At 44.0% G+C, this 21297-nt stretch carries 21 protein-coding genes and 1 riboswitch; of the genes, 7 read left to right on the top strand and 14 right to left on the bottom strand.

Annotated elements, in window-relative coordinates; all coding sequences use genetic code 11:
• Positions 1–94: 94 nt before the first annotated feature.
• Positions 95–1036: a homoserine O-succinyltransferase gene (metA, locus tag MSG33_RS10210; RefSeq protein WP_006741610.1), complete on the bottom strand. Its 942-nt coding sequence runs from the start codon at positions 1034–1036 to the stop codon at positions 95–97.
• Positions 1037–1376: 340 nt separating this feature from the next.
• Here metA and MSG33_RS10205 point away from each other — a divergent pair, with 340 nt between their 5' ends.
• Positions 1377–1763: a hypothetical protein gene (locus MSG33_RS10205; protein ID WP_085344755.1), complete on the top strand. Its 387-nt coding sequence runs from the start codon at positions 1377–1379 to the stop codon at positions 1761–1763.
• 152 nt (positions 1764–1915) lie between these two features.
• Entirely contained in the window at positions 1916–2272 is a 357-nt protein-coding gene (locus MSG33_RS10200) for an SMR family transporter (protein ID WP_005393429.1), read from the top strand.
• 74 nt (positions 2273–2346) lie between these two features.
• Here MSG33_RS10200 and MSG33_RS10195 read toward each other — a convergent pair whose 3' ends face one another.
• The gene (locus tag MSG33_RS10195) at positions 2347–3774 is read right to left on the bottom strand and encodes an APC family permease (protein WP_248380917.1); all 1428 of its coding nucleotides are present in this window, start codon (positions 3772–3774) and stop codon (positions 2347–2349) included.
• Positions 3775–4470: 696 nt separating this feature from the next.
• Between MSG33_RS10195 and MSG33_RS10190 the strand changes: the two genes are divergently transcribed.
• Entirely contained in the window at positions 4471–5421 is a 951-nt protein-coding gene (locus MSG33_RS10190) for an LpxL/LpxP family Kdo(2)-lipid IV(A) lauroyl/palmitoleoyl acyltransferase (protein ID WP_248380915.1), read from the top strand.
• A gap of 70 nt (positions 5422–5491) precedes the next feature.
• Here MSG33_RS10190 and MSG33_RS10185 read toward each other — a convergent pair whose 3' ends face one another.
• Entirely contained in the window at positions 5492–6964 is a 1473-nt protein-coding gene (locus MSG33_RS10185; protein ID WP_248380912.1) for a carboxypeptidase M32, read from the bottom strand.
• A gap of 223 nt (positions 6965–7187) precedes the next feature.
• Between MSG33_RS10185 and MSG33_RS10180 the strand changes: the two genes are divergently transcribed.
• Both MSG33_RS10180 and MSG33_RS10175 read left to right on the top strand, forming a co-directional pair.
• Entirely contained in the window at positions 7188–7823 is a 636-nt protein-coding gene (locus tag MSG33_RS10180) for a LysE family translocator (RefSeq protein ID WP_047008704.1), read from the top strand.
• The gene (locus MSG33_RS10175; protein WP_005393418.1) at positions 7823–8389 is read left to right on the top strand and encodes a hypothetical protein; all 567 of its coding nucleotides are present in this window, start codon (positions 7823–7825) and stop codon (positions 8387–8389) included. Before MSG33_RS10180 ends, MSG33_RS10175 begins: the two co-directional genes overlap by 1 nt.
• 120 nt (positions 8390–8509) lie before the next feature.
• Here MSG33_RS10175 and MSG33_RS10170 read toward each other — a convergent pair whose 3' ends face one another.
• Positions 8510–9886, bottom strand: coding sequence for a sodium:alanine symporter family protein (locus tag MSG33_RS10170; protein WP_047008706.1), 1377 nt, complete (start codon positions 9884–9886; stop codon positions 8510–8512).
• A 122-nt stretch (positions 9887–10008) separates the two neighbouring features.
• Positions 10009–10108: riboswitch (glycine riboswitch) on the bottom strand.
• A 530-nt stretch (positions 10109–10638) separates the two neighbouring features.
• On the opposite strand from MSG33_RS10170, the gene MSG33_RS10165 reads away from it, so the two are divergent.
• Both MSG33_RS10165 and MSG33_RS10160 read left to right on the top strand, forming a co-directional pair.
• Positions 10639–10797, top strand: coding sequence for a hypothetical protein (locus MSG33_RS10165; protein WP_167426635.1), 159 nt, complete (start codon positions 10639–10641; stop codon positions 10795–10797).
• A 31-nt stretch (positions 10798–10828) separates the two neighbouring features.
• Positions 10829–11563 carry a hypothetical protein gene (locus tag MSG33_RS10160; protein ID WP_046874891.1) on the top strand — a complete coding sequence of 245 codons (735 nt, stop codon included), beginning with the start codon at positions 10829–10831 and terminating at the stop codon, positions 11561–11563.
• 91 nt (positions 11564–11654) lie between these two features.
• On the opposite strand, the gene MSG33_RS10155 is transcribed toward MSG33_RS10160, so the two are convergent.
• The 10 genes from MSG33_RS10155 to MSG33_RS10110 form a co-directional block, all read right to left on the bottom strand.
• Positions 11655–12038 (bottom strand): hypothetical protein, encoded by a 384-nt coding sequence (locus tag MSG33_RS10155; protein WP_005393414.1) that lies wholly within the window; start codon positions 12036–12038, stop codon positions 11655–11657.
• A gap of 100 nt (positions 12039–12138) precedes the next feature.
• A complete protein-coding gene (locus MSG33_RS10150; protein WP_053807339.1) occupies positions 12139–12504 on the bottom strand; it encodes a VOC family protein in 366 nt (121 codons plus the stop codon).
• A 142-nt stretch (positions 12505–12646) separates the two neighbouring features.
• A complete protein-coding gene (locus MSG33_RS10145; protein WP_248380910.1) occupies positions 12647–14596 on the bottom strand; it encodes an LTA synthase family protein in 1950 nt (649 codons plus the stop codon).
• A 186-nt stretch (positions 14597–14782) separates the two neighbouring features.
• Positions 14783–16195, bottom strand: a complete 1413-nt coding sequence (locus tag MSG33_RS10140) for an ATP-binding protein (protein ID WP_248380907.1) — start codon at positions 16193–16195, stop codon at positions 14783–14785.
• Complete coding sequence (locus MSG33_RS10135) at positions 16185–16841, bottom strand: response regulator (protein WP_104974167.1); 657 nt, start codon at positions 16839–16841, stop codon at positions 16185–16187. The genes MSG33_RS10140 and MSG33_RS10135 overlap by 11 nt, the downstream gene beginning before the upstream one ends.
• A gap of 3 nt (positions 16842–16844) precedes the next feature.
• On the bottom strand, positions 16845–17480 hold the full coding sequence (locus MSG33_RS10130; RefSeq protein ID WP_104974166.1) for a hypothetical protein: 636 nt from the start codon (positions 17478–17480) through the stop codon (positions 16845–16847).
• Between the two features lie 14 nt (positions 17481–17494).
• Complete coding sequence (locus tag MSG33_RS10125) at positions 17495–18289, bottom strand: SDR family oxidoreductase (RefSeq protein WP_248380904.1); 795 nt, start codon at positions 18287–18289, stop codon at positions 17495–17497.
• 8 nt (positions 18290–18297) lie between these two features.
• Positions 18298–18981 carry an iron-containing redox enzyme family protein gene (locus tag MSG33_RS10120; RefSeq protein WP_248380902.1) on the bottom strand — a complete coding sequence of 228 codons (684 nt, stop codon included), beginning with the start codon at positions 18979–18981 and terminating at the stop codon, positions 18298–18300.
• A gap of 25 nt (positions 18982–19006) precedes the next feature.
• Positions 19007–20566 carry an AMP-binding protein gene (locus tag MSG33_RS10115; protein WP_248380901.1) on the bottom strand — a complete coding sequence of 520 codons (1560 nt, stop codon included), beginning with the start codon at positions 20564–20566 and terminating at the stop codon, positions 19007–19009.
• Between the two features lie 80 nt (positions 20567–20646).
• A complete protein-coding gene (locus MSG33_RS10110) occupies positions 20647–21258 on the bottom strand; it encodes a thermostable hemolysin (protein WP_006741595.1) in 612 nt (203 codons plus the stop codon).
• Positions 21259–21297 lie beyond the last annotated feature (39 nt).

Genomic DNA, 21297 nt, shown 5'->3' with positions numbered 1-21297 from the left:
GGTTTGCAAACTGGTATGAAAAAGCCGCCATATGGCGGCTTGGTTCACATATTACATTTAGGCATCATAAGCGCTTTGTTTGCGTGCTTTGAGGTTAATCGTCTTTAGTAAAAGCGTCTTCACTGAAGTGATCAAGATCATAAGGTGTTTGCTGGTAAACGCAGTAGTTCAGCCAGTTTAAAAAGAGGAGATGTCCATGACTTCTCCAACTGGCAATTGGTGGATTATCAGGATTGTTGTTTGGATAGTAGTTGACGGGAATGGCTGGTTCCATGCCTTCGCTTAAATCGCGGATATATTCGTTATGTAAGGTATGCGAATCGTATTCAGGATGCCCAGTAACAAACACATTTCTCTTGTCTTTTGTTGTAGCTAAATAAACACCTGCAACATCCGATGTGGCTAGGATGTCTAAGTCGGTATGTTCTTCTAAAAAGTGAGGTGAAAAGTCGGCATAGCGTGAATGAGGCGCTAAAAATGTGTCATCAAACCCACGTAACATAGGATGGAATTGATGATGAATCTGGTGATGGTACACGCCTGAAAGTTTCTCTTTACGCGTTTTTTTAGGTAGATCGTAGAGCAACTTCAGCCCTGCTTGTGCTGCCCAGCAGACATAAAGAGTCGATGTCACATGATCTTTTGCCCATTCCATGATGGTTTTTAGGTGGTCCCAATAAATGACATCTTCAAATTGAACCAAACCTAGTGGGGCACCAGTAATGATCATGCCATCGAAATTTTTATCTCTCACCATTTCAAATTGACGATAAAAAGTATCCAAATGTTCGGTTGGCGTATTTTTGCTTGGGCGGTTATCAATGCGCAATAACTCGACATTGACTTGTAATGGGCTGTTTGAGAGTAGACGCAAAAACTGAGTTTCAGTTTCTATTTTTTTTGGCATCAGATTCAGGATCAGCACTCGTAAAGGACGTATTTCCTGACTCGCAGCACGCGTTTCACTCATTACGAAGATGTTCTCTGTCCTTAGCACATCGGTGGCTGGTAATTGATCTGGAATTCTAATTGGCACGACTTTCTCTCCCTAAGTATAGTCAATCTAGACGTCTATACTTCTAAAGCTAACTTAATTAAGTTTAGATGTCGATACGAAATATGACTTTTCAATCTACTCTTTACATTATGGTAAACCGAGCTCGAAGCTGTCACACAATTGTGACTAGAGCGGAGTTTCTGATGAGATATGTTTGAAACGCTGTTCGTACTATTTGCTGGTAATTATGTGATCACGTTAATATGCGAAAGTGACTTCGTTGTAAGGAAGTCTCAGATTAATGAGCCATACTAAAAACAATCAGCTCACCAATATGCATTAAAGTGTGTATTTGGAAACATCGTCAGTGGAGGACATTATGTTCGGTATTTTTAAAAGAAAGACAAAAATTCAGAGCATCGCTCAAGAGGTTCCTAGCGTACTATTGCGCTTGTTTGGCGATAAAGACACTTATACGCCGAAAGAAATTGATCAAGCCCTTCAAGAGCTTGGTTATGATAAGAGCAAGGATCTAAGTCATTATCAGTATGCCTATGGAATGTTTGCCAATGAAGCTTCTTACGAGCAGCTAGGGCTGACGGATGAGTTAGGTAATTATGGTCACTTTCAACGAGAAGTGGGCAAGATGCTGCTCAATACACCAGAGCCAATTGATATGCACATCTACTTTGAAATTGCTCGGCAGCACCAAAAAGCAGGCCTGTCGTTTACTCATCAAGAAGTGAGTGAAAGCGATGGCGTGTGAATGTCTCTATATTCAAGTGATCACGCTGTGAATCCTGCATTTTGAAGCCGCTTGAGTCAGAGGTATTCCATCGAGAGATGAGTTGGGTATAATGCGCGACCTAATTATCCGGACGTGTTGTCGGTTACATTTCTGTTGAGCGTTAATGCCTTATGTTCAAAATGCTTGTCTCTATGCCGCCAATGTTGGCGCTGTCGATCGCGATTGTATGTGAAGTGATTGCCACTTCCTATATTCCCAAAACAGAGCAATTTACGAAAATGATGCCGAGCACAGTCGTTCTGATTGGTTACGGCATTGCTTTCTTCTTGCTTTCCGTCACGGTAAAAACGATGCCTGTTGGGGTTGTTTACGCCATATGGAGTGGAGCGGGTATTGTTTTAGTTGCGACGGTTGGCTACTTTGTTTATGGACAGCGGCTAGATTTGCCGGCGCTTGTTGGCATTGGGTTTATCCTCACTGGTGTGATGATTGTTAACCTGTTATCCAAGACTGTAGGACACGGATGACTAACACAACTTGTGATGCCAAATAAAAAGCCGTAGCGAGAAATTGCTGCGGCTTTTTAATGTCAATCCAATAGTTAACTTACTAGTACCTCAAGCATTTTTCTTTGTTGACGATGTTTTCGATTGCGATACATCACGGCGGCGAACGCTGGGAGGCTAAATGTGATAAACCCTAATATCAGTGCATATGCACCAGTTTTTGCGCTAATTCCTGCTGGCACGTCAAAAGATACAACAATCGTCACCAAGCAACTCATCAAGCCTAATCCTGCCACTAAACACATTCCTATTTTTCCGCCCGCAACTCGAAATGGGCGCTCAATATTTGCGTGTTTGTAGCGTGAGACCAAAAAGCTAACAAAAATACAGATGTACATCACCATATAGAGCTGAGTCATCAGGATATTCAATAACCACATGCCTTGATTGATGTTAGGAACAAAAATGAAAACCAAAGAGAGCACGCTAACAATCGTGCCTTGCAAGAGCAACAATGAGACGGGGGCTTGGTTGCGGTTTTCTTTGGCGAGCGACATCGGCATGAAACTATCTTTTGCGGCAACATGCAGACTTTTAGTCGGGGCGATTATCCAGTTATTCAGGCTTGCAAGCGTGCCAAAAACAATAGCAAGGGCAATAACAGGCAGCAGGAATGAGAGGTGCAGATCATCAAAAAAAGCTTTGAAGGCAAGTATCACTCCTTCACTCAAACTAGAATGGTCACTTGAGACGACCGAAGAAATGGACAGTGAGCACGCCGTCAGAGAAACCAAGATTAAGATTGTGGAGATCAGCAGAGCTTTGGGATAGGCTTTTTGCGGATTTTCGACTTCGCTTGCATAAGAGGTCGTGATTTCAAGGCCTGTAAGTGACAGAACTACCGCAGTAAAACCCGCTCCGATCCCATCTTGAGAAAGGTCCGGCAACCAGTCAGATACGTGGCGAAGCGAGATATGAGACTCACCAGGATGGGTATACGCCCAGTACCCGCCTAATCCGATAATCAATAGAATCGGAAATATCAAACCTAGAGTGCCGAATACATTTGTAATCAGGGAAGAGAGGCGCAAGCCAAAGATATTAACTAAAGTTAACGCCCAAAAAATCACATTAATCATCACCAACATAAACATGTTGTTTTGCGCCAGATCTGGGAAAAAAGGGTAGGCCCCCGTTGCAACAATGAATGAAATTAAAGGTGGATAGTAAACAATATTTTCAGCGTATTGATACCACACGGTGGTAAAGCCAAAGTTTGGCCCTAGTGTTTCTTTGCCCCAAAGATATACACCACCTTGCTCTGGATAAGTGGTACTTAGCTCAGCACACACTAGCGCTGTAGGGACAAAAAAACAAAGTCCAGCAAGTAAGAAGAAAGAAATGGCATGGCTACCAAACAAAGCCGCCCCAGGAATGTTCCTTATGCTGTCGACCGAAGTTACGGTAATCATGATGATAGAGAAAACACTCAATTTAACGGCGGATTTAACGATATTGCTCATTCGATACCTTTAATGGATGAGCGCACAACTTCTAGGTTGTAAAAGTAGCGTGCTACAAGTAAGACTCGCGTATTGTAGATTCCTCATAAATAGTGGGTATATAGCGAAAAACGGTATGTATTTATCCGAAAATGAGCTGAAAACAACGCGCTTTATTTCCATGGGATATAAACGAGTGATATGTCGGATAAATAAACACTTATAGCGATAAATTAGAACCTTTAGGTAAAGGTTTGACTTTCCCCTAAGGTCAAGGAGTACATTAACGCCATATCGAAATGAAACGATGGAGAAACACAATGGGATGCTGTAACCAAGCGCCAAAAGGTGGCACCGGAAAGTTGTCCTACTTGTTCAGGGTAATGGTTATCATGTTTATTGTTATTTTCATGATAGCTGCATTATGGGGTTAAAAAAACACCATTATCTAGAGCATTGAAAACACAAAGTTATGTTTGTCCAAACTTTATGAAAGTGCGGTAGATTAATCACTCCAATCGATGTTAACGTGGTGATTCATCTTTGCTGCTTTTTCATCCCCCTACATATTTCTGCAAAGTTCTTATTGTGTAGTGTGTCGAAGAACCATAGAATCCGCGCGCTTTAATTTATGTTATTAGCGCTATCAATGATAAAAGTGCAGTCCATTATCATTGTTTTTATCACTTATAGATGGGCACATCTGACAATACTCACATGAATAAATACCAAAAGCCTGAATTCAAGGCTGAATTTCTTTTGCCTCGTTACTGGGGAACCTTAATTATCATCAGCGTGATGTACTTACTCAGTCTCCTTCCTTTCAAAGTTCAGTTAGCATTAGGACGTGCCATTGGCCGTTTAGCTATGCGAATCATGAAAAAACGTCAAGTTACGATTAGGCGCAATCTTGAACTTTGCTTTCCTCAGATGGAAGAATGCCAACGCGAAGCAATTTTAAAAGACAATATCGACAATACAGGTATTGCGCTATTTGAGACGGCGATGGCATGGTTTTGGTCTGATAAACGGGTAAACAAACACGTTACGATAAAAGGAATGGAGCACCTCGAGGCTTTAGAAAAATCAGGCAAAGGGGCATTAATGTTGGCCGTACACTCGATGAACTTAGAGTTAGGTGCTCGTGCTTTTGGCATTAAAAAGTCTGGAACTGGTGTTTATCGCCCAAACAACAATCCGTGTTTTGATTACTTTCAATACAAGGGGCGTTCTCGCTCTAATCGTACGCTTATTGATCGCAAGAACGTTAAAGCCATGCTTGAAGCGCTTAGAACGGGTGAGCGGGTCTGGTATGCACCGGATCATGATTATGGAAACCGACGCTCAACGTTTGCGCCATTATTTGCCGTTAAAAATGCTTGCACGACGACAGGTACAAGTCTGCTGGTTGATTCGACAGATTGTGCCATCGTGCCTTTTACGATGGTAAGAGGAAAGGACGGACACTATACCTTGACGATTAGTGCGCCAGTCGACGGTTTCCCGAAAGAAGATCCTCAAGGTGCGGCAGTTTTCGTGAATAAGATAGTTGAAGCGTCAATCATGGCAAGTCCGAGCCAATATATGTGGCTTCACCGTCGGTTTAAAACCAGACCTGAAGGCGAGGATTGTTTGTACAAGCCCAGACTTATCCCTAGCTTGGCATAGCATAGAAAGAGCTTAAAAAAGCCCAAGGAACATACGAACCTTGGGCTTTTACGTTCTATTCTTTTTCTATTTACAAGTAGCGGCCTTTTAGGTGCGCTTGGAAGTGCTTAGCATTTAGTGTTTCACCCGTTGCTTCTCTTACGAGATCATCTGTTGTTAATAAGCTGCCTTTACTCCAGATGTTCTTCGACAGCCAATGGAATATCGGCGTCAGATCGCCAGAGCGAATAACCGCGTCCACATCTACTGTTTGCTTCATTGCGGCCATGAACTGGGCTGCGTACATCGCACCGAGAGTGTAGGACGGGAAATATCCAAAACTTCCATCCGTCCAATGAATGTCCTGCATACAACCGTTTTTGAAATTGCCTTCCGTTGAGAGTCCCAAATACGCTTTCATTTTTTCGTTCCAGAGCTCTGGTACGTCTGTATGCTTGATGGCACCGTTCATAAGATCACGTTCAATCTCATATCGAAGAATAACGTGGGCAGGGTATGTTAATTCGTCCGCATCTACGCGAATAAAGCCTTTCTCTACGCGAGTGTAGATTTTGGCTAGATTGTCTTTTTCAAACTCATCTCCAGAAAAATGCTTGGAAGCAATGTGAGCAAGATGGTCGATAAATGCGTTGTTTCGTCCTATTTGCATTTCAAAGAAGAGCGACTGTGACTCATGAATTCCCATAGAGCGGGCTTGACCAGCTGGTGTTCCTGCTAAATCTTTTGGTAGCCCTTGCTCGTATCGGGCATGGCCAGTTTCGTGGACGATCCCCATCAATGATTGGACAAACTCGCTTTCATCATAACGTGTTGTAATACGCACATCTGTTGGCACACCGCCACAAAATGGATGGACACTTTCATCAAGCCGACCGTGTTCAAAATCGAATTGAAGTAGCTTCATGACTTCCAGTCCCAGCGCTTTTTGTTTTTCCGCAGGGTAGTGCGCAGTTGGCAATAAGATGTTGTCTGATTGCTGTTTTTCAAGCGCTTCGTCTATCAAGGAAGGTAGCCACGTTTTTACGTCAGCAAAAAGCGTGTCTAACGATGCAGACGTTGTGCCTGGTTCATAAATATCAAGCATGGCATCGTAAGGCGTTGTGCCGTTTGCTTCGGCTCTAATTTGCGCTTCTTCTTGCGATAGCTTGACGACTTCTGCCCAGTTCTTTTCAAAGCCAGACCAGTCATTTTCTCCGCGTTGCGTACGCCATGTATGTTCACATTTGGAGCCAGCAAGAGATTGAGCTTGAACTAATGATTCTGGTAGCAAGTTAGCTTGTTGCCATTCACGTTTCATTTCTCGTAGGATGGACTTTTCACTTGCAGATAGCGTCTCTTCTTCTGCCTGAGCGAAAAGCTCGCCCAAGTGTGGCTGAGTCATCAATGAGTGGATGTGTACATCAAGTTCTGCCATAGCATTGGAGCGCGCTTCAGCGCCACCAGATGGCATGACCGCTGCTTGGTCCCAACCTATGATGGCAGAGAGGTGCTCAAAATTTGCCACTTTTTTGGAATGTTCAATGAGTTTTGTAAATGCTTTCATGTGACTACTCTTATTCTTTTGTTCTTTCCCTAAACACCCGATAACGGGTCCTTTACGTCGAGTTGCACGAAACAACCTGCGTTAATTTACTAATAATTAACAATTAATCTTCACTCATTGTCCATAAATTCACTCAGTTGTATAGCTCTCTTAAAAAAGAAGCTTGCGAATCTCGTGGATTGACGGTATTGATGACGGATTAACAATTAATTATCACGATAATATGGATATCTTGAATTTTGAGGCATTTATTATTGCCATCACTATTTTAACGCTAACGCCGGGTTTAGATACGGCCCTTGTTATCCGTAATACCAGTCGCGCGGGTTTAAAAGACGGATGTACAACCAGTTTAGGGATTTGCTTTGGCTTATTTGTGCATGCTTTCTTTTCAGCGGTTGGAATTTCGGCCATTCTGGCGCAATCTGCAGAGTTGTTCCAAATCGTAAAAATGATTGGTGCAGCTTATCTTATTTGGCTTGGTCTGAGCAGTTTAAAAGCCCTGATGGCGTCGAAGAATGGTTTGTCAGTGACTGAGCAGGTTCATGAAGTGTTTAATGGCAAACGCTCTTTTAGAGAGGGCTTTCTTTCTAACGTCTTGAACCCAAAAACGGCAGTTTTCTACTTGGCGTTCTTGCCACAGTTTGTGAATCCAGAAGGTTCTCCTTTGCTTCAATCAATGATGATGGCATCCGTGCACTTTATTATTGCGATGGTTTGGCAGTGTGGTTTGGCTGGCGCACTTAACTCAGCTAAGAGCCTGTTAAAGAATGCGAGCTTTATGAAGTGGATGGAAGGGGCGACGGGCGCTGTCTTAGTCGCACTTGGCGTAAAGTTATTGATTGAAAAGCCCGTGTAATGCGCAATATTTACCACCTTTTGATATTGCTCGTTGTGTTTATTACTGGCGTGGTTGGTGCCATTGTTTGGCAGACATGGCCACAGGTACAGTTTGCGCAACGTGGCATGACCTGGTCTTGGCACTGGGGCTATTTCGAGCCATTTTCCAATGGAATACAACAGACGCGAACTCAAGATACGAAACAGCTGTTACTTCGACGTGTGTATATGAATGACGGTATTGTCGTTTTTGTCTCGACAACAATGGACAATAAATTTGAAGTTGATGTTGTAAAAGAGCAAAGCTGCGAACCTAAAACGACAACTTGGGCTTCAGTATCCGTCAACCATCAACGCATGAGACATGTGCCGATGGTTTGTGATGCACTGGGGCAGAGCTACTTTTATCGCTACATCGGGAAGCATCTTGAATCGATTGAAGTTGGGGTTGGAGATTCGTTCGTAACAGAGGCGTTTTCAGACTGGCCGCTATCAGAGCTGAAGTCGGATCAATTCAAGCAAAAAAATGCGAAGTTTTTTCAAGAACGTGGAGAAAAGGTTGAGCATCAATGGTTGAGAGATTAACCGCTTAGCTTAAGATAAAATAAAGCCCGCTGAATACCAGCGGGCTTTATGTTTTTTACCATTTCCAATTTACTTTACTTTCAGCGATTGACGGTTCATTACTGAACACTTGTCATGTCACTAAGCTTTTACTGCTTCAATTTCATCAGATTGCGATGCTGAGCTAAAGAACAGCTTGGTTTCTGCCAGTACGACGTGACGCAGTGCGATCAAACCGATTAGGTTAGGAATTGCCATCAGACCGTTGACGATATCAGCCAGTAGCCAAATCATGTCTAGATGGAGGAACGCGCCTGATGCCACCAAAGCAACGAAAATCAGTTTATAAGGAAGCACCGCTTTTGTACCAAAGAGGAACACAACGCAACGCTCACCGTAGTAGTTCCATCCAAGAATGGTTGTGAATGCAAAAAACATCAAACCAATTGAAACCAGCATTGGACCAAATGTATCCGCATTCAAACCTACCGCAAAGGCATGAGTCGTCATTGCTGCACCAGAAAAGTCGCTTTGCCATGCGCCAGTAAGGATCAACGCTAGGCCCGTCATGGTACAAATAATGATGGTATCAAAGAAGGTACCTGTCATTGAAATCAGGCCTTGTTTCACACAAGAGTCTGTTTTCGCTGCCGCTGCTGCCATAGGCGCGCTACCCAAACCAGATTCGTTTGAGAATACGCCACGAGCGATACCTGATTGGATTGCCAGCATGATACTTGCACCTAAGAAACCGCCGGTCGCTGCTGTTGATGTAAATGCTGAGACCAACACTAATTCAACGGCGTTGACCAATTGGTCTGCATTCATGATGATCACGCTTAAACACGCCAACACGTAAAATACAGCCATGGTAGGAACCACTTTTCCTGCAACGTTAGCAATGGATTTGATGCCACCCAAAGTTACGAAAGCAACCAAAAGAGTCAGTACAAAGGCAGAGAGCTCACGGTCAACACCGAGAGATATCTCACTTGCATCCAGAATCGCGTTTACTTGTGGAAACGTACCAATACCAAAACAAGCAACACCCAAAGCAAACACTGCAAACATGATCGCGAGGGCTTTTGAGCCAACACCGTATTGCAGATAGTACATCGGGCCACCAATCATTTGGCCTTTATCATCGACTCTTCGGTACTTAACCGCTAACAAACATTCGGCGTATTTAGTCGCCATTCCGAAAAGGGCGGCGAGCCACATCCAGAATAGGGCACCTGGTCCACCAAGTTTGATCGCGGTGGCAACACCAACAATGTTACCAGTACCAATCGTTGCTGAGAGCGCAGTACAAAGTGCTGCAAAGCTAGAAACGTCACCTTGTTTATCAGATGACTTATCTTTACTGAACACCATCGCTAGCGCTGTTGGGAGATGTTTAAACTGGATCAAGCCGAGGCTAAAAGTGAAGTAAACACCGGTACCCACTAGCAAAATAAGCAGTGGTGGACCCCAGACAAAATTATCGATGGTTTGTAGTAAAGATTGTAGGTCGTTCATGATTTCCCCTTAATAAAACAACTAATAAGGAGAAGAGGGAAAGGACGAGATCAACGATCTCTAAAAGAACTAAGCTATTGGTTGTAGGCGGGAAGGCCAAGCAAAATAGTTAGGTTGTAACTTTCCACTCCTCTGTCCTTTTGCCTGAGAGTTTCACCTTGCGTGAGTGCAAGACTTGCTCCTTCGGCGACCGATTTAACGGTTCTCTCCAGAGGTTCCTCCAACTACAGTCCCCGCTACCTAGGTAGCACCTGAAATAGTTAATTCTTCGGCGAGTTATGCTAATCAAATGTTAAAATTTGATTAATAACCACTCTCCTGCAGTCTTCATCGGAACAATTACTCAATTAAATGAGTAAAGGTTAGTTAATGATGCTGGTCATCATTAACGTGTGAACTCTATCATGTTTTTGGTCCATTTCAACACCCTATGTCAATTTATTTTCAACGAAATAACCCCACTTAATTTTCACGAAGCTATGTTTACCCAAGTTTTTTGTGTGAGTAACTGCAAAAACAAAACTTATTGGGCTAGGGAATAGAACCAAGAACACACTTCAGAACGATAAATGTGTTTCGATTATTACGGCATAAGTTATTCAATTGAGAACACAAATTTGATTAAAATCGAAGCACTTATTTTAAAATCTACGCTAAGTTGACCTTATGGGGCGTATAAATGAGTTACAATAAATCTTTGTGAAACCGTCTATGGACCTAGGCAGTTTTTCATAAGTGGACAAGGAGGCGGTATGACCAGATTATTAGCCATTGCGGTGTTGATTGCAGTAGCATTTGTGCTGTTTCGTTATCGAACCAATGAAAAAGTCCAAAAAGCGACCGTTATAACATTAATTTGCGCCTTTCTGATTTATACAGCATCGATTATGTTTGCGGAATTGATCCGCTAGCAAAGTAAAAGAGTCCTTGGAGTAGTATACGGTGAGTTCTCAGAACAAGATGGAAGAACAAGACGACGTTGTTGTCATTGAAGAGCGTGACAAACGTACTCATATCTATATCGCGATTGCTGCGGTATTAGGCTTGGCATTTGGTGGCCTTGTTGGTTCGATTGTCACTGCGAACAAGTGGGAATCGACTTATCATGTGCTAGAAGAAAAATACCAAGCGTTGACGCAAGATAAAACGCAGTTGGTGTCTCAAGTAAAAGTGCGCGAAGAAGCGCTCGACCAAGAAATACAAGATAAAGTCACTGAACTGCTCGCCGCGAAAGATGAAGCGCACGAGAAAGCGCTTAAGAAGTTACAAAAGCAATTGACTGAGGTCGAGAAAGTTAACCTGTCGCTAGAGTCTCAATTGAAACAACAGGCAGATAAGATCAATACGACAAAATCAGAAAATGAGAAGCTGAGTCGTCAAGCGGATATGCAAGCGACTATCTTTGAACGATCGCGCGAGGTGTTTCAAAAAGAGCTGAAAATTTCGCAAGAATTGGAGTCTCTAGAGAAAGAAAGGGCGAAATTATTGCCTAAGATCGAGAAACTCAAAAAAGAGTGTGATGTATTTTTGGAAGGTAAATCTTGGGACGTGAAATCGGACGCGTGTGATAAACACGATGAAGCCAATTCACGACTAAGTCAGGTCGATCAAATGATTGAAGTTTATAAAATGGATCTCAAGCAAATCAAAGCAATAACTGAAGATATCGGCCTCTAGATCTTTTATACCTGATTTTGGAAAGTAAAAGGAGCTCTTTAAGAGCTCCTTTTTCGTTGCTAGCTTTAAACTCGGGAGCTAACGTTTATTCTTAGATACGCGAGGCGTCATAGCCTGAAGCAAGCAGCAATTCTCGCTCATGTTTAATCAGTTGGGCGCGATCTTCAATCAGTTCATTGAGAGCTAGTGAGGGCTTGCCTGCTAAAGCCTTGAACGACTCAAAAGATTCCGCGGTGTCGATTTTATCAATCATCTGACTGATGACATTACGAGCCTCACACGGGTTACTCGTAGTGGTAAAGTATTCCACTTGCTTTGCTGCCGATTTCATCTCTGTCAACAGCTCAAGTGGGCTGCTCTCTTTTGCTACCGCCATGTAGTTATCCAGCACGCGCTTTGCATAAAGCAGTTCTTTGAGGGGGATATCTCTTCCACTCTCGATTAGAGATTCGCTAAGGATCATACTTGAGCTCATGGGCATTCCTTCTTATATACTACGCAGCTTTTGATGTTTCCCTGAGTCTAATTTATTGAAGTCACATTGGGAATGGGTAAAAAGCATTTTTAATGCATTTTTATTCACTAATGAAAACGCGAATGCGATGTTTATCCGGATCGGTAGCCACAAAATTTAAGCCATACACCGAAGTCATTGGTGGTTGAGCAAACTCAACGCCCATGTTTTTCCAACTGTTGTAAACGTGCTCTAACGTATGGCGGTTGCGCACTGCAAATGATAACTCGGTGCCACCACCTTTGATGTCGCTGGAAGGGGAAAGAACATCACTTTGCTTGAGTGTCAGTTTTAAGCCATTTGCGAGTGGCATAGAAGCAAATGTTGGAGACAAAAACGTGACCTCATAATCAAACAGTTTCGAGTAAAAAGCTTGGCTTACGTGGATGTCCTCAACATAGAGGACGAATGAATTAATAGTTAGCATGGTCTGTTTCTCAATTTACTAGAAGTATGAGGTTTAATCTAACGGAAGGCTAAGACAGGCTTTGTCAGTAGAAGATTCGAAGGAGAGTGTAAGAATAAAGAAAAGGAGCCAGTTGGCTCCCTTTTAACTGAATCAGCGGATATTAGTTGGTACGTTTCGAAGCGTACCAGTTGTTTTGATACGCCTTAGATGCAAACAATGCGTTTGCTTTTGCGCGTTCAATAACGGATTCATCGACTTCTAGCGGTTTCATGGTTTGGCTTTCAAAGTCGTACGCCAGGGTCGATACTTTTTCACCAGGAGAAAGCACAACTAGGTTGTCACGCGTTAAATAACCAAAGTTTTTGTCGTATTGCATCATTGCGCGTTCATCTTCGCGAGCCAGTGGTTTCGTTAAATCACGACCAATCATCGGCGTTTTGGCGTCTACGCCAATAAGAGACAACAGCGTAGGCGGCATATCTATGTTGTTTGCGATACGGTCATCTTTACGTGGTTGAATGTCTTTACCAATGATCAATGCAGGAATGTGGAAGTGCTTAACTGGAACCAAGTTAGCGCCAGACACGCGGGCATCGTGGTCTGCAATGACAATGAAAATAGTATCATCCCAGTAGGATGAGTTTTTCGCTTTGTCAAAGAACGTACCCAAAGCGTAATCTGAATATTTTACCGCGTTATTACGCGTCATGTGTTCGGAATCATATGGCTCAATTTTACCTTTCGGATACTCATAAGGGCTGTGATTGCTTGACGTAAAAACTAAGCTGAAAAAAGGTTTGTCGCTTTTTGAAAGACGTTCAAACTCTTCGTCTGCTTTGTTGTATAAATCTTCATCACTGACCCCCCAAGAGCCAACAAAGCTTGGGTTATTGTAATCATCTTCTTCGACGATTTGATCAAAACCATTACCGAAGAAGAAGGTTTTCATATTATCGAAGTTTGCTTCACCGCCATAAATAAATTGCGTGTGATAGCCTTGTGCTTTGAGTAAGTCTGCGATGGTAAAGAAGCCTGTTTGGCTTTTGCTTAGTTTCACCACTGCGCGAGAAGGGGATGGTGGAAAACCCGTGGTTACGGCTTCGATACCACGAACAGAACGAGTACCCGTTGCGTACATTTGCGTGAACTGCCAACCTTCAGCCATGAGTTCATCCAGGTTTGGCGTAAGAGGTAGACCACCCAAAGAACCTACAAATTGCGCTCCTAAGCTCTCTTGTAGCAAGATCACTAAGTTCTTACGTTTACCATGGTAAGTCGCAGGGTTACTGTTCATGGTTGGAAGCAATGTTGGATCAAAGTCGGACTTTTTTGACGAAGCGCGAACTAGCTCCAGCATCTTTTGATTATCCATCTTGCCGTAGAACTGCTCTGCGCTTTTTTCTGACTTCATGCTGTTGACAGCAAACAGCAGTGAGTAAGATGAGTTTAATGCTAAGTCGTTGAGCAGTGGATCGTTAGAAAACGCCACCATGGCAGGGTTTAGTGGACGGTGGCCTAAAGACGAGCGTGCGCCTGCAACACCAAGAAGCACAACAAAAATGGCTAATAGTGGGCGCCATTTCCAGTTGATCTGCTGTGCATTGTCGGTCAGTTTTTTGCTCCACTTCCAACCCAAAACTAGAGTTAATGTCGTGCCTAACGCGCCAATAAACAGCTCTAGCTTATAGCCAGTCCAAAGCATGCCCATGACCTCTTTCGGATAGATAAGGTATTCCACAAACAGACGGTTTGGGCGTAGGTCATATTCTTGAATGAATGGTGCCGTTGCCAGTTCCATGTACACGAGAATCCAAAGCCCTAAAACCATCCATATGCGCAATATCCATTTCCAGCATTGCCCAATCTTGCCGTTGAATGGCATTAGGGCAGAAAGCAGTGCAGGGAGGATGAATAACCAGCACAGTGTTGCAATGTCTACGCGTAAGCCTTGGCCTAGGATGTAAATTAGGTCGTTGAAAGAGTCAATTCGATCAAGTTGCCAAAAGGCGAGCAAAACGCGTGAAATAGACAGAAATATAAGTGAAAACAAAGAAAAAGCAGCAATTGGCTGCAAAGGCCCCCACACAGAGCCCTTAGATAAGTTTTTCATATTTATTCGAATAGTTTAATTGTTATGTTGTGTTGTTTTTAACAAAGCAAGCGTGAAATAAACGTGAATTATAATGTGGGTTTATGGTCGAGTAGTGTAAGTGTTGGTATGTCTATGTAAGTGTGGAATGAAGCTCATTTTGGGCTGGAACATAAATTAAACAGGTTATGGTCTGTATCGCTTTTGTTAGCACTTTGGGAAAGTGACGACAAACGTATTCCTACTATTTTCTCTGGGAATGAGCTCAAGTGTTGCACGGTTTAGTACTGTAATGTCTTTGCAAATTGACATCCCTAAACCCGCACCGTCGCCATGTTCAGAATGACCCCGATAAAACTGTTCGAAGATTCTTTCACGAGTTTCTTTCGGGATTTCTGGACCAGTATCGGAAATTAAGACTTTGATTGTATTATTGTTCTCTGTGACGCTGACTTGTATGTCACTGTGCTCGCCGGAGTAACGAATCGCATTATCGACGAGGTTACGAAATAACACCTCTAACAACATTCGATCACCGGATATAGCGATGTTGGAAGATGATAAACTAATGTCTTGCTTATGCTTCAATGCTAACGGTGCCAAATCAGCAACAACGGTTTGCAACAAAGGGGTTAGCTCAACGGTGTCGAATACACGTTCTGATAAGCTATCTACTTTAGCTAAAGTCAGTAGCTGATGGATAAGGCGGTCAGTGCGTTCAATGCCTTGCAGAATGTTGTGTAAATCTCCTCTCAGTTGCTCCGGATCATTACTTTCAAGTGCATTTTCTACGTTAAGACGAAGGATTGTTAGTGGGGTTTTTAGTTCATGCGCTGCAGCACGTGTAAAGCGTTTCTCTCTTTGCCAGGCTAACTCTAGTTCAGAGAGGAGAGAGTTGAGCGAATCGACAAGTGGTGCGAGTTCAACGGTGTTGTCTTTTACATGAATGCGATCTAATCGGTGTACGTTTCTTTGTGTGATGGCGGAGCGCAGGTCGTTAATCGGTCGGAAATGTTTATCGATCAGCCAAAACAGCAAAAGCAACAAAGTTGGTAGTATCAGCAATTGTTCTATTGATGTGGATAGGGCAATTTCGTGGATGATCTCTTTACGTATCTTGTATTTTTCTGCAACCACGACGTATTCATTATCATGTTTTGTTTGTGGCAGTGAAATCTGAAATGTACGCCATTGTGTACCGTCTTTTACGATATCAGAGTAGCCGTTATTATCAAAGGACGTAGAGAGTGCGTGCAAGGTTTGATCAGAGCTCCAGAGCAGTGTGTTGTCTCGATAGAATTGAAAAACCAAGTTTTGTTCATAAGGGTGGCCGAACGTTGTGACATTGTCATCGTCAGACTTTGACATTGACTCAATGTTTTCCATCCACTCATTAAATAATTCTCGATGGTTAGCGAGAGTCTTCTCTTCCGTTGAAATTGAGAGCGTCAGCAACATTAATTTTGCGGATTGTCCAAGCCTAGCGTCATAAACTTCTTCGACTTCGTGCTTCGCAGATTGGAAACTGAAATAAAGTGAGATGAGTAAGAGAACACTTACCAACACGCCTACTGATAGAGTTAACTGACGTTTGATCGAGTACGACTTCTTATCTTTCAAGAATGTACCCCACACCGCGAATATTTTTAATGACCACTTTGGGCGCTTTTTTACGCAAATTGTGAATATGAACTTCGATAGCGTTGTCGCTTGAACCTTCATCCCAGCCGTGTAGTGATTGTTGCAATTGCTCCTTACTTTGCACGCGTCCGGCGTTCGTCATCAAGCTGGTGAGGATTTTAAATTCATTGCGTGTGAGTTTAAGCGGCGCGCCATCGTAGCGAATGCTTTGTTCCGATAAGGATAAAGATAACTGCCCAACTTGAATGATTTCTTCTGCACTACCGGATTGACGGCGAATCAACACACGCAAGCGAGCGAGCAACTCTTCGAGTGCAAACGGTTTTCCGAGGTAGTCATCTGCGCCGCCGTCGAGGCCTTGAACGCGATCGCGAATGTCGTCTCGTGCGGTAAGTATCATCACTGGGAGCTTAAATCCGCCTTTGCGAATATTACGCAGAACTTCCAATCCATCGATATCGGGGAGAGTGAGATCCAAAATCACGGCAGTGAACGCTTCGGTTTTGAGTGCGCTAGTCACGCCAGACCCTTTTTCCACCCAATCCACGGTGTACCCATGGCGACTTAATGAAGTCACCATGGATTGACCGAGTAGTTTGTCATCTTCTACGAGTAATAAGCGCATGGTTTATTTCAGTCTCCCAAGAGTCGCTTCAATTTCCAGTTTTCGACCTTTATCCGCCAAAGGTCGGTCAGGGCGAGGTGATGCTTGCATTGCGCGAGTCAAATACACTTTCGCTTCCTTGTCTCGACCTTCTTCTGCAAGGAAGTCTCCATAAAAATAGTTCGGATCGATGCCTTTTGGATTGATCTCTAACGCTTTTTTCAACATTTCTTCGGCTTTATCGTCATCACCAAAGCCAATTGGCCACCCCGGAACTTTGTAATACAGAGAACCTAAACTGGTGTATGCAGATCCATCAAGCGCTTGCGGAGACGTTGCAATTACCCCTTCGAGTAAAGATTTGGCTTCTTTGGCGAGTGATAGTGCACCTAAGCCACCTTGAGCACCAGCCAGCGATGCTTTGTTGATTGCCAGCCAAACGGTGAGTTCGGGATTGCCGGGTTCTCTGTCGAGATAAATACTGGTTTTGGCAATCGCGCGATGGAAGCATTGTTCCTTTTCGTCACCATCGGGCGTACTGTACTGACATTCCGCCCATTTCTTTTGGACCTGTTGCAGTGGAGCATTACCTGCCAACGCGGCGGTCGAAGCTAACGTTGAACAAATCGTCAAAGCGCAAAGTAGTTGTTTGGTCTTCATCGTCTATGTCCTCTTCAGTGACTGACTCGGTTTACGTATTGGTGAATGGTTTCTTGCTGCTTACGAATCGCAGAAGAAACCGTGCTTGGAAGCAGTTGATTGATGCGTGCAAAAAGCTTCTCTGGCCAACCAATCCATTTCGCGGAAATTTCTTTTTCCAACATGGTGACAACGTGATCGGCAACAACTTGCGGCGAGTCCGTTTTGTTACCTAACTGTCGATTCATTTCATTGACGGCATCGCTATTGAGTGAGGTTTCTGTCGCTCTTGGTGCCAAATACAGCGCACGGATTCCGGTTGCGAACAGTTCTCTGTCGAGCGATTCGGTAAAACGGTGCAACCCCGCTTTTGCCGCGCAATAGGAGGTATAGCCAGGGTAGCCAATTGAGCCGAATGTGGAACCAATATTGAGAATTACCCCAGGCTGTTTTAACCACGTCAACGCCGATTGGCACAGCAGCATCGGCGCAACGAGATTGAGTTGGATATCGTCTGCAATCTGCGTTGGTCGTTTGTGGCTTAACAACGAGAAATCGTTGCTGCCCGCATTGTTAATTAGTGCGTCCACTTTTTGATGTTGGCGCGCTCGATCTTTAATCGCTGTTAATCCTTCTGATGAGGTGATGTCTGCAACGACTAGGTTATGGCGCTCTGGATTCGACAGTTCACGCTGTAGTGTTTGCAAGCTCTCTTCGTTTCGCCCAACAAGAATGAGGCTAGCACCGCGTTTTGCTAACTCTTGCGCGATGGGTTGCCCAATTCCGCCCGTTGCGCCTGTCAGGAGAATGGTGCTGTTGTTAATGATCATGCTTCACCTCACGCCGCTTGTTGGGTTGAGAAAGAAGACAAAGAACGCAGCATTTGTCCGTACAATGCGAACACCATTTTTGCGGAGTCGATAATGACTTGTTGATCTTCCACTTTGGTGATTTTGTTCATCAGTGATTCAAAAAATTGCAGATGATCTTGGTCTAACACGCTGTGTGAAACTAGGTAAGTCATTGCCGAAGGCGGTAGGCTTAGCGTTGACTGGATTTTTTCAGCCATTTGGCCACCAATACCGACGCTGGTGCCTTCTAATACCCACACCATGCCAAACAGCGCGAGTGGGTTGTGGCGGTCAATGTTGTGGTAAAGGTAGGAAACCATCAGTTCAATCGGTGCACCTACTTGACCTGCATCTTTGTTACTGCGCACTGCTTCGGCATCGCCGCCGCACGCTTTGATGTCATTTAAAATCCATTCTTGATGGCCTTTCTCTTCCTCGATGTACTCGGCAATGGCATCTCGTACCCATTCGTATTCGCCAGATAGTCGGCCTCCACACGCCATCAGCAAGGGAACAGTGTGCTTAACGTGATGGTAAGCTTGGGTTAGAAAGGCGATATACATATCTTTGGAAATGTTGCCTTGTTGAACGTCTGCGATGACTGGCGCAGTTAACATTGCTTGTTGAGCAGCGGTAGTGCTTTGTTTGAGTTGTTCGAAAAATAAAGTCATAACCTTCTCCTTAAGAAGCCGTTAACTAAGATGCAGTTTGTAAAGATGTAATGTGTTGTTGGAAGGGCAAATCGATGCGTTGGATCTTTTGCGCTTGCAGCGTTAATTTAGGCGTTGTGCTCGCTAATAACTGAGCCACATCATGTTCGATTTGATTTCGTTTGAGCTTGCCGTTATCCGTGTACCAACCAGAGATGGCTCGTGGGTTGTCAAGTAGCAACAAGGTTCGGATTTGAGCGTAATCGGGTAGGGTTTGGTTTAATGTATGAACCTTTGCTTCGACGTCTTCGCTATTGGCAATGACAGCGCATAATGTTTGTTGGCTATCGCCCGTAACGATTAGTGGCGTCATCGGCAAAAAAGCCAACGCTTCTGATTCAATCCACTCCGGTGAGACATTTCTGCCATACGCGGTGACGATAAGGTTTTTCTTACGCCCCAAGAGAGAGACAAAGCCTTGCGCATCAATTTGGGCTAAGTCACTAGTTGCTAACCATTCTTGAGTAAACGGCTCATTCAAATAACCAAGAGCAACGTTGCCTTTGACGAGCAGTTCACCATCTTCCGCGATACGAATCTGAGTGTGCGGAAGCGGTTTGCCACACGTTCCTGCTTTAAATGCGCCTGGTGTATTCAAACAAACAACAGAGCCACATTCAGACAAGCCATAGCCTTCAAACGCAGGGATGTTCAGCGCATGCGCGGTGTTAATCAGTTGCGACGACACTCTTGCGCCGCCAACGGCGACAAATTTTAGAGAATCCACAAGAGAGGGCTGCTGTTTCGCGATGTGAATGAGCGCAAGCAATAAAGCTGGTGTTAGCACTAAGCTTTCTGGTTTGATGGTCACTAATGCTTGTGCAAACAAACGCGGTTCGAATTGGCTTGAACCGAGTAGGCCGGTTTGCTCTCCGGGTAAAATATATGACGTCACGCCCAACATGAGTGGTACATAAACACCGGTTATGTTTTCGAGAAGCGTCGATAACGGAAGCAGCACTAAGTGCGAGTGCGCCGCGCTGTTTACTGCATCGGCGAGCGACTTCGCCACCAAACACAAATGATCATTGCTTAAACACACGCCTTTAGGCTGACCAGTCGAGCCAGACGTAAATGTGATTTTTCCGGTTTCTGGTAGATAAGCTACCTGTGTACCTTCATCTCCCAACTGGTTACGACGCAGCAAAGGCAAATTTGCAATGGAAAACGGATGGTCTTGCTGGTTAAAGCTTTGCTTAGGATGAGAAGCCAACCATGCTTGCCAATCGCCAACTAAAGCATCGACGCCTGATTGCTCTAACGTATGTTCAACTTGTGCATCAGAGAAAAAAGTCGGAATAGGTACGACGACTATGTCTGCCGCCATCGCCGCCAAATCAACAATGGCCCAATTGATGCTGTTTTCTGCGCGTAGCGCGAGTGATTTGATGTTCTGTGCAATAAGCTCGGCGGCAACGAGTTCGATCTTGTTTAACAATTCAGAGTAAGTCAGTTCAACCGTTTGATTCGCTTCGTAGCCGACAAGTGCTACTCGATCTGGTGTCGTTTTTGCCCATTTTGTAATGGCATCGAGGAGAATATTCATACATCACCTATATTCTGGCGTTGTGTTTAACCAAGTTGTTCTGGCTGTGTTTGCGGTTTTAACGACGTTTACTTTTCTATCTAGGCTTGTTTGCGTTTTCTTTCTTGGACTAATCGAAGGCGCTCTAGTCCTTTTTGCAAATTACCAGCTAACACACGCGGTTGATGTTCGTAGTACGAACCCCAAGTGGACTTGGCATAGGGGACTTTATTTTGATCGGCCTGCGCGATGATATGAGGCTCCAATCCTAGACGCGCCATCATTGCGTGAAGAGGGTCTGTCGCGGTGAAGATGCACCATTCAAAACCGAGATTGACCAGCATTTCTGCGATCAGGTAGAAGTGCAGAGATGACATGCCCTTAGCGAAAGATGCCAAGTGACCAAACTCCACTAAGTTCGAACGTTTTACGTCGCAGTTAAATACGTTAGAAACCAGCTTTTGAGCGTCGTCTTCTAAATACTGTTCAAGGAACAAGGGCTCATCTTCGGCGATGCGAAAGCCGCATACGGAAATAATTTGAGCGCCTTCAATGAGGGTTAAATACGCCGGCATAAATTGTTTCAGCTCGGCAAAGAATGCTTCTTGATAACGCTGAGAAACATGCTCGATAACTTGGCTCCAAAGCGGATGCATTGGATAGACGATGTCTAAAGTAAAGCCATCTGCAGAAATTTGTGCATGGTGTTTCATGAGCGCTTCCTTTGTTTGATTGGTTATCAACAAAATAAA

Origin of the sequence: Vibrio sp. 1CM7H (assembly GCF_023161645.1) — a bacterium.
GTDB lineage: Bacteria > Pseudomonadota > Gammaproteobacteria > Enterobacterales > Vibrionaceae > Vibrio > Vibrio diabolicus.
The sequence above is the reverse complement of the archived record's forward strand: the minus strand, read 5'-3'. Positions and strand labels throughout refer to the sequence as shown.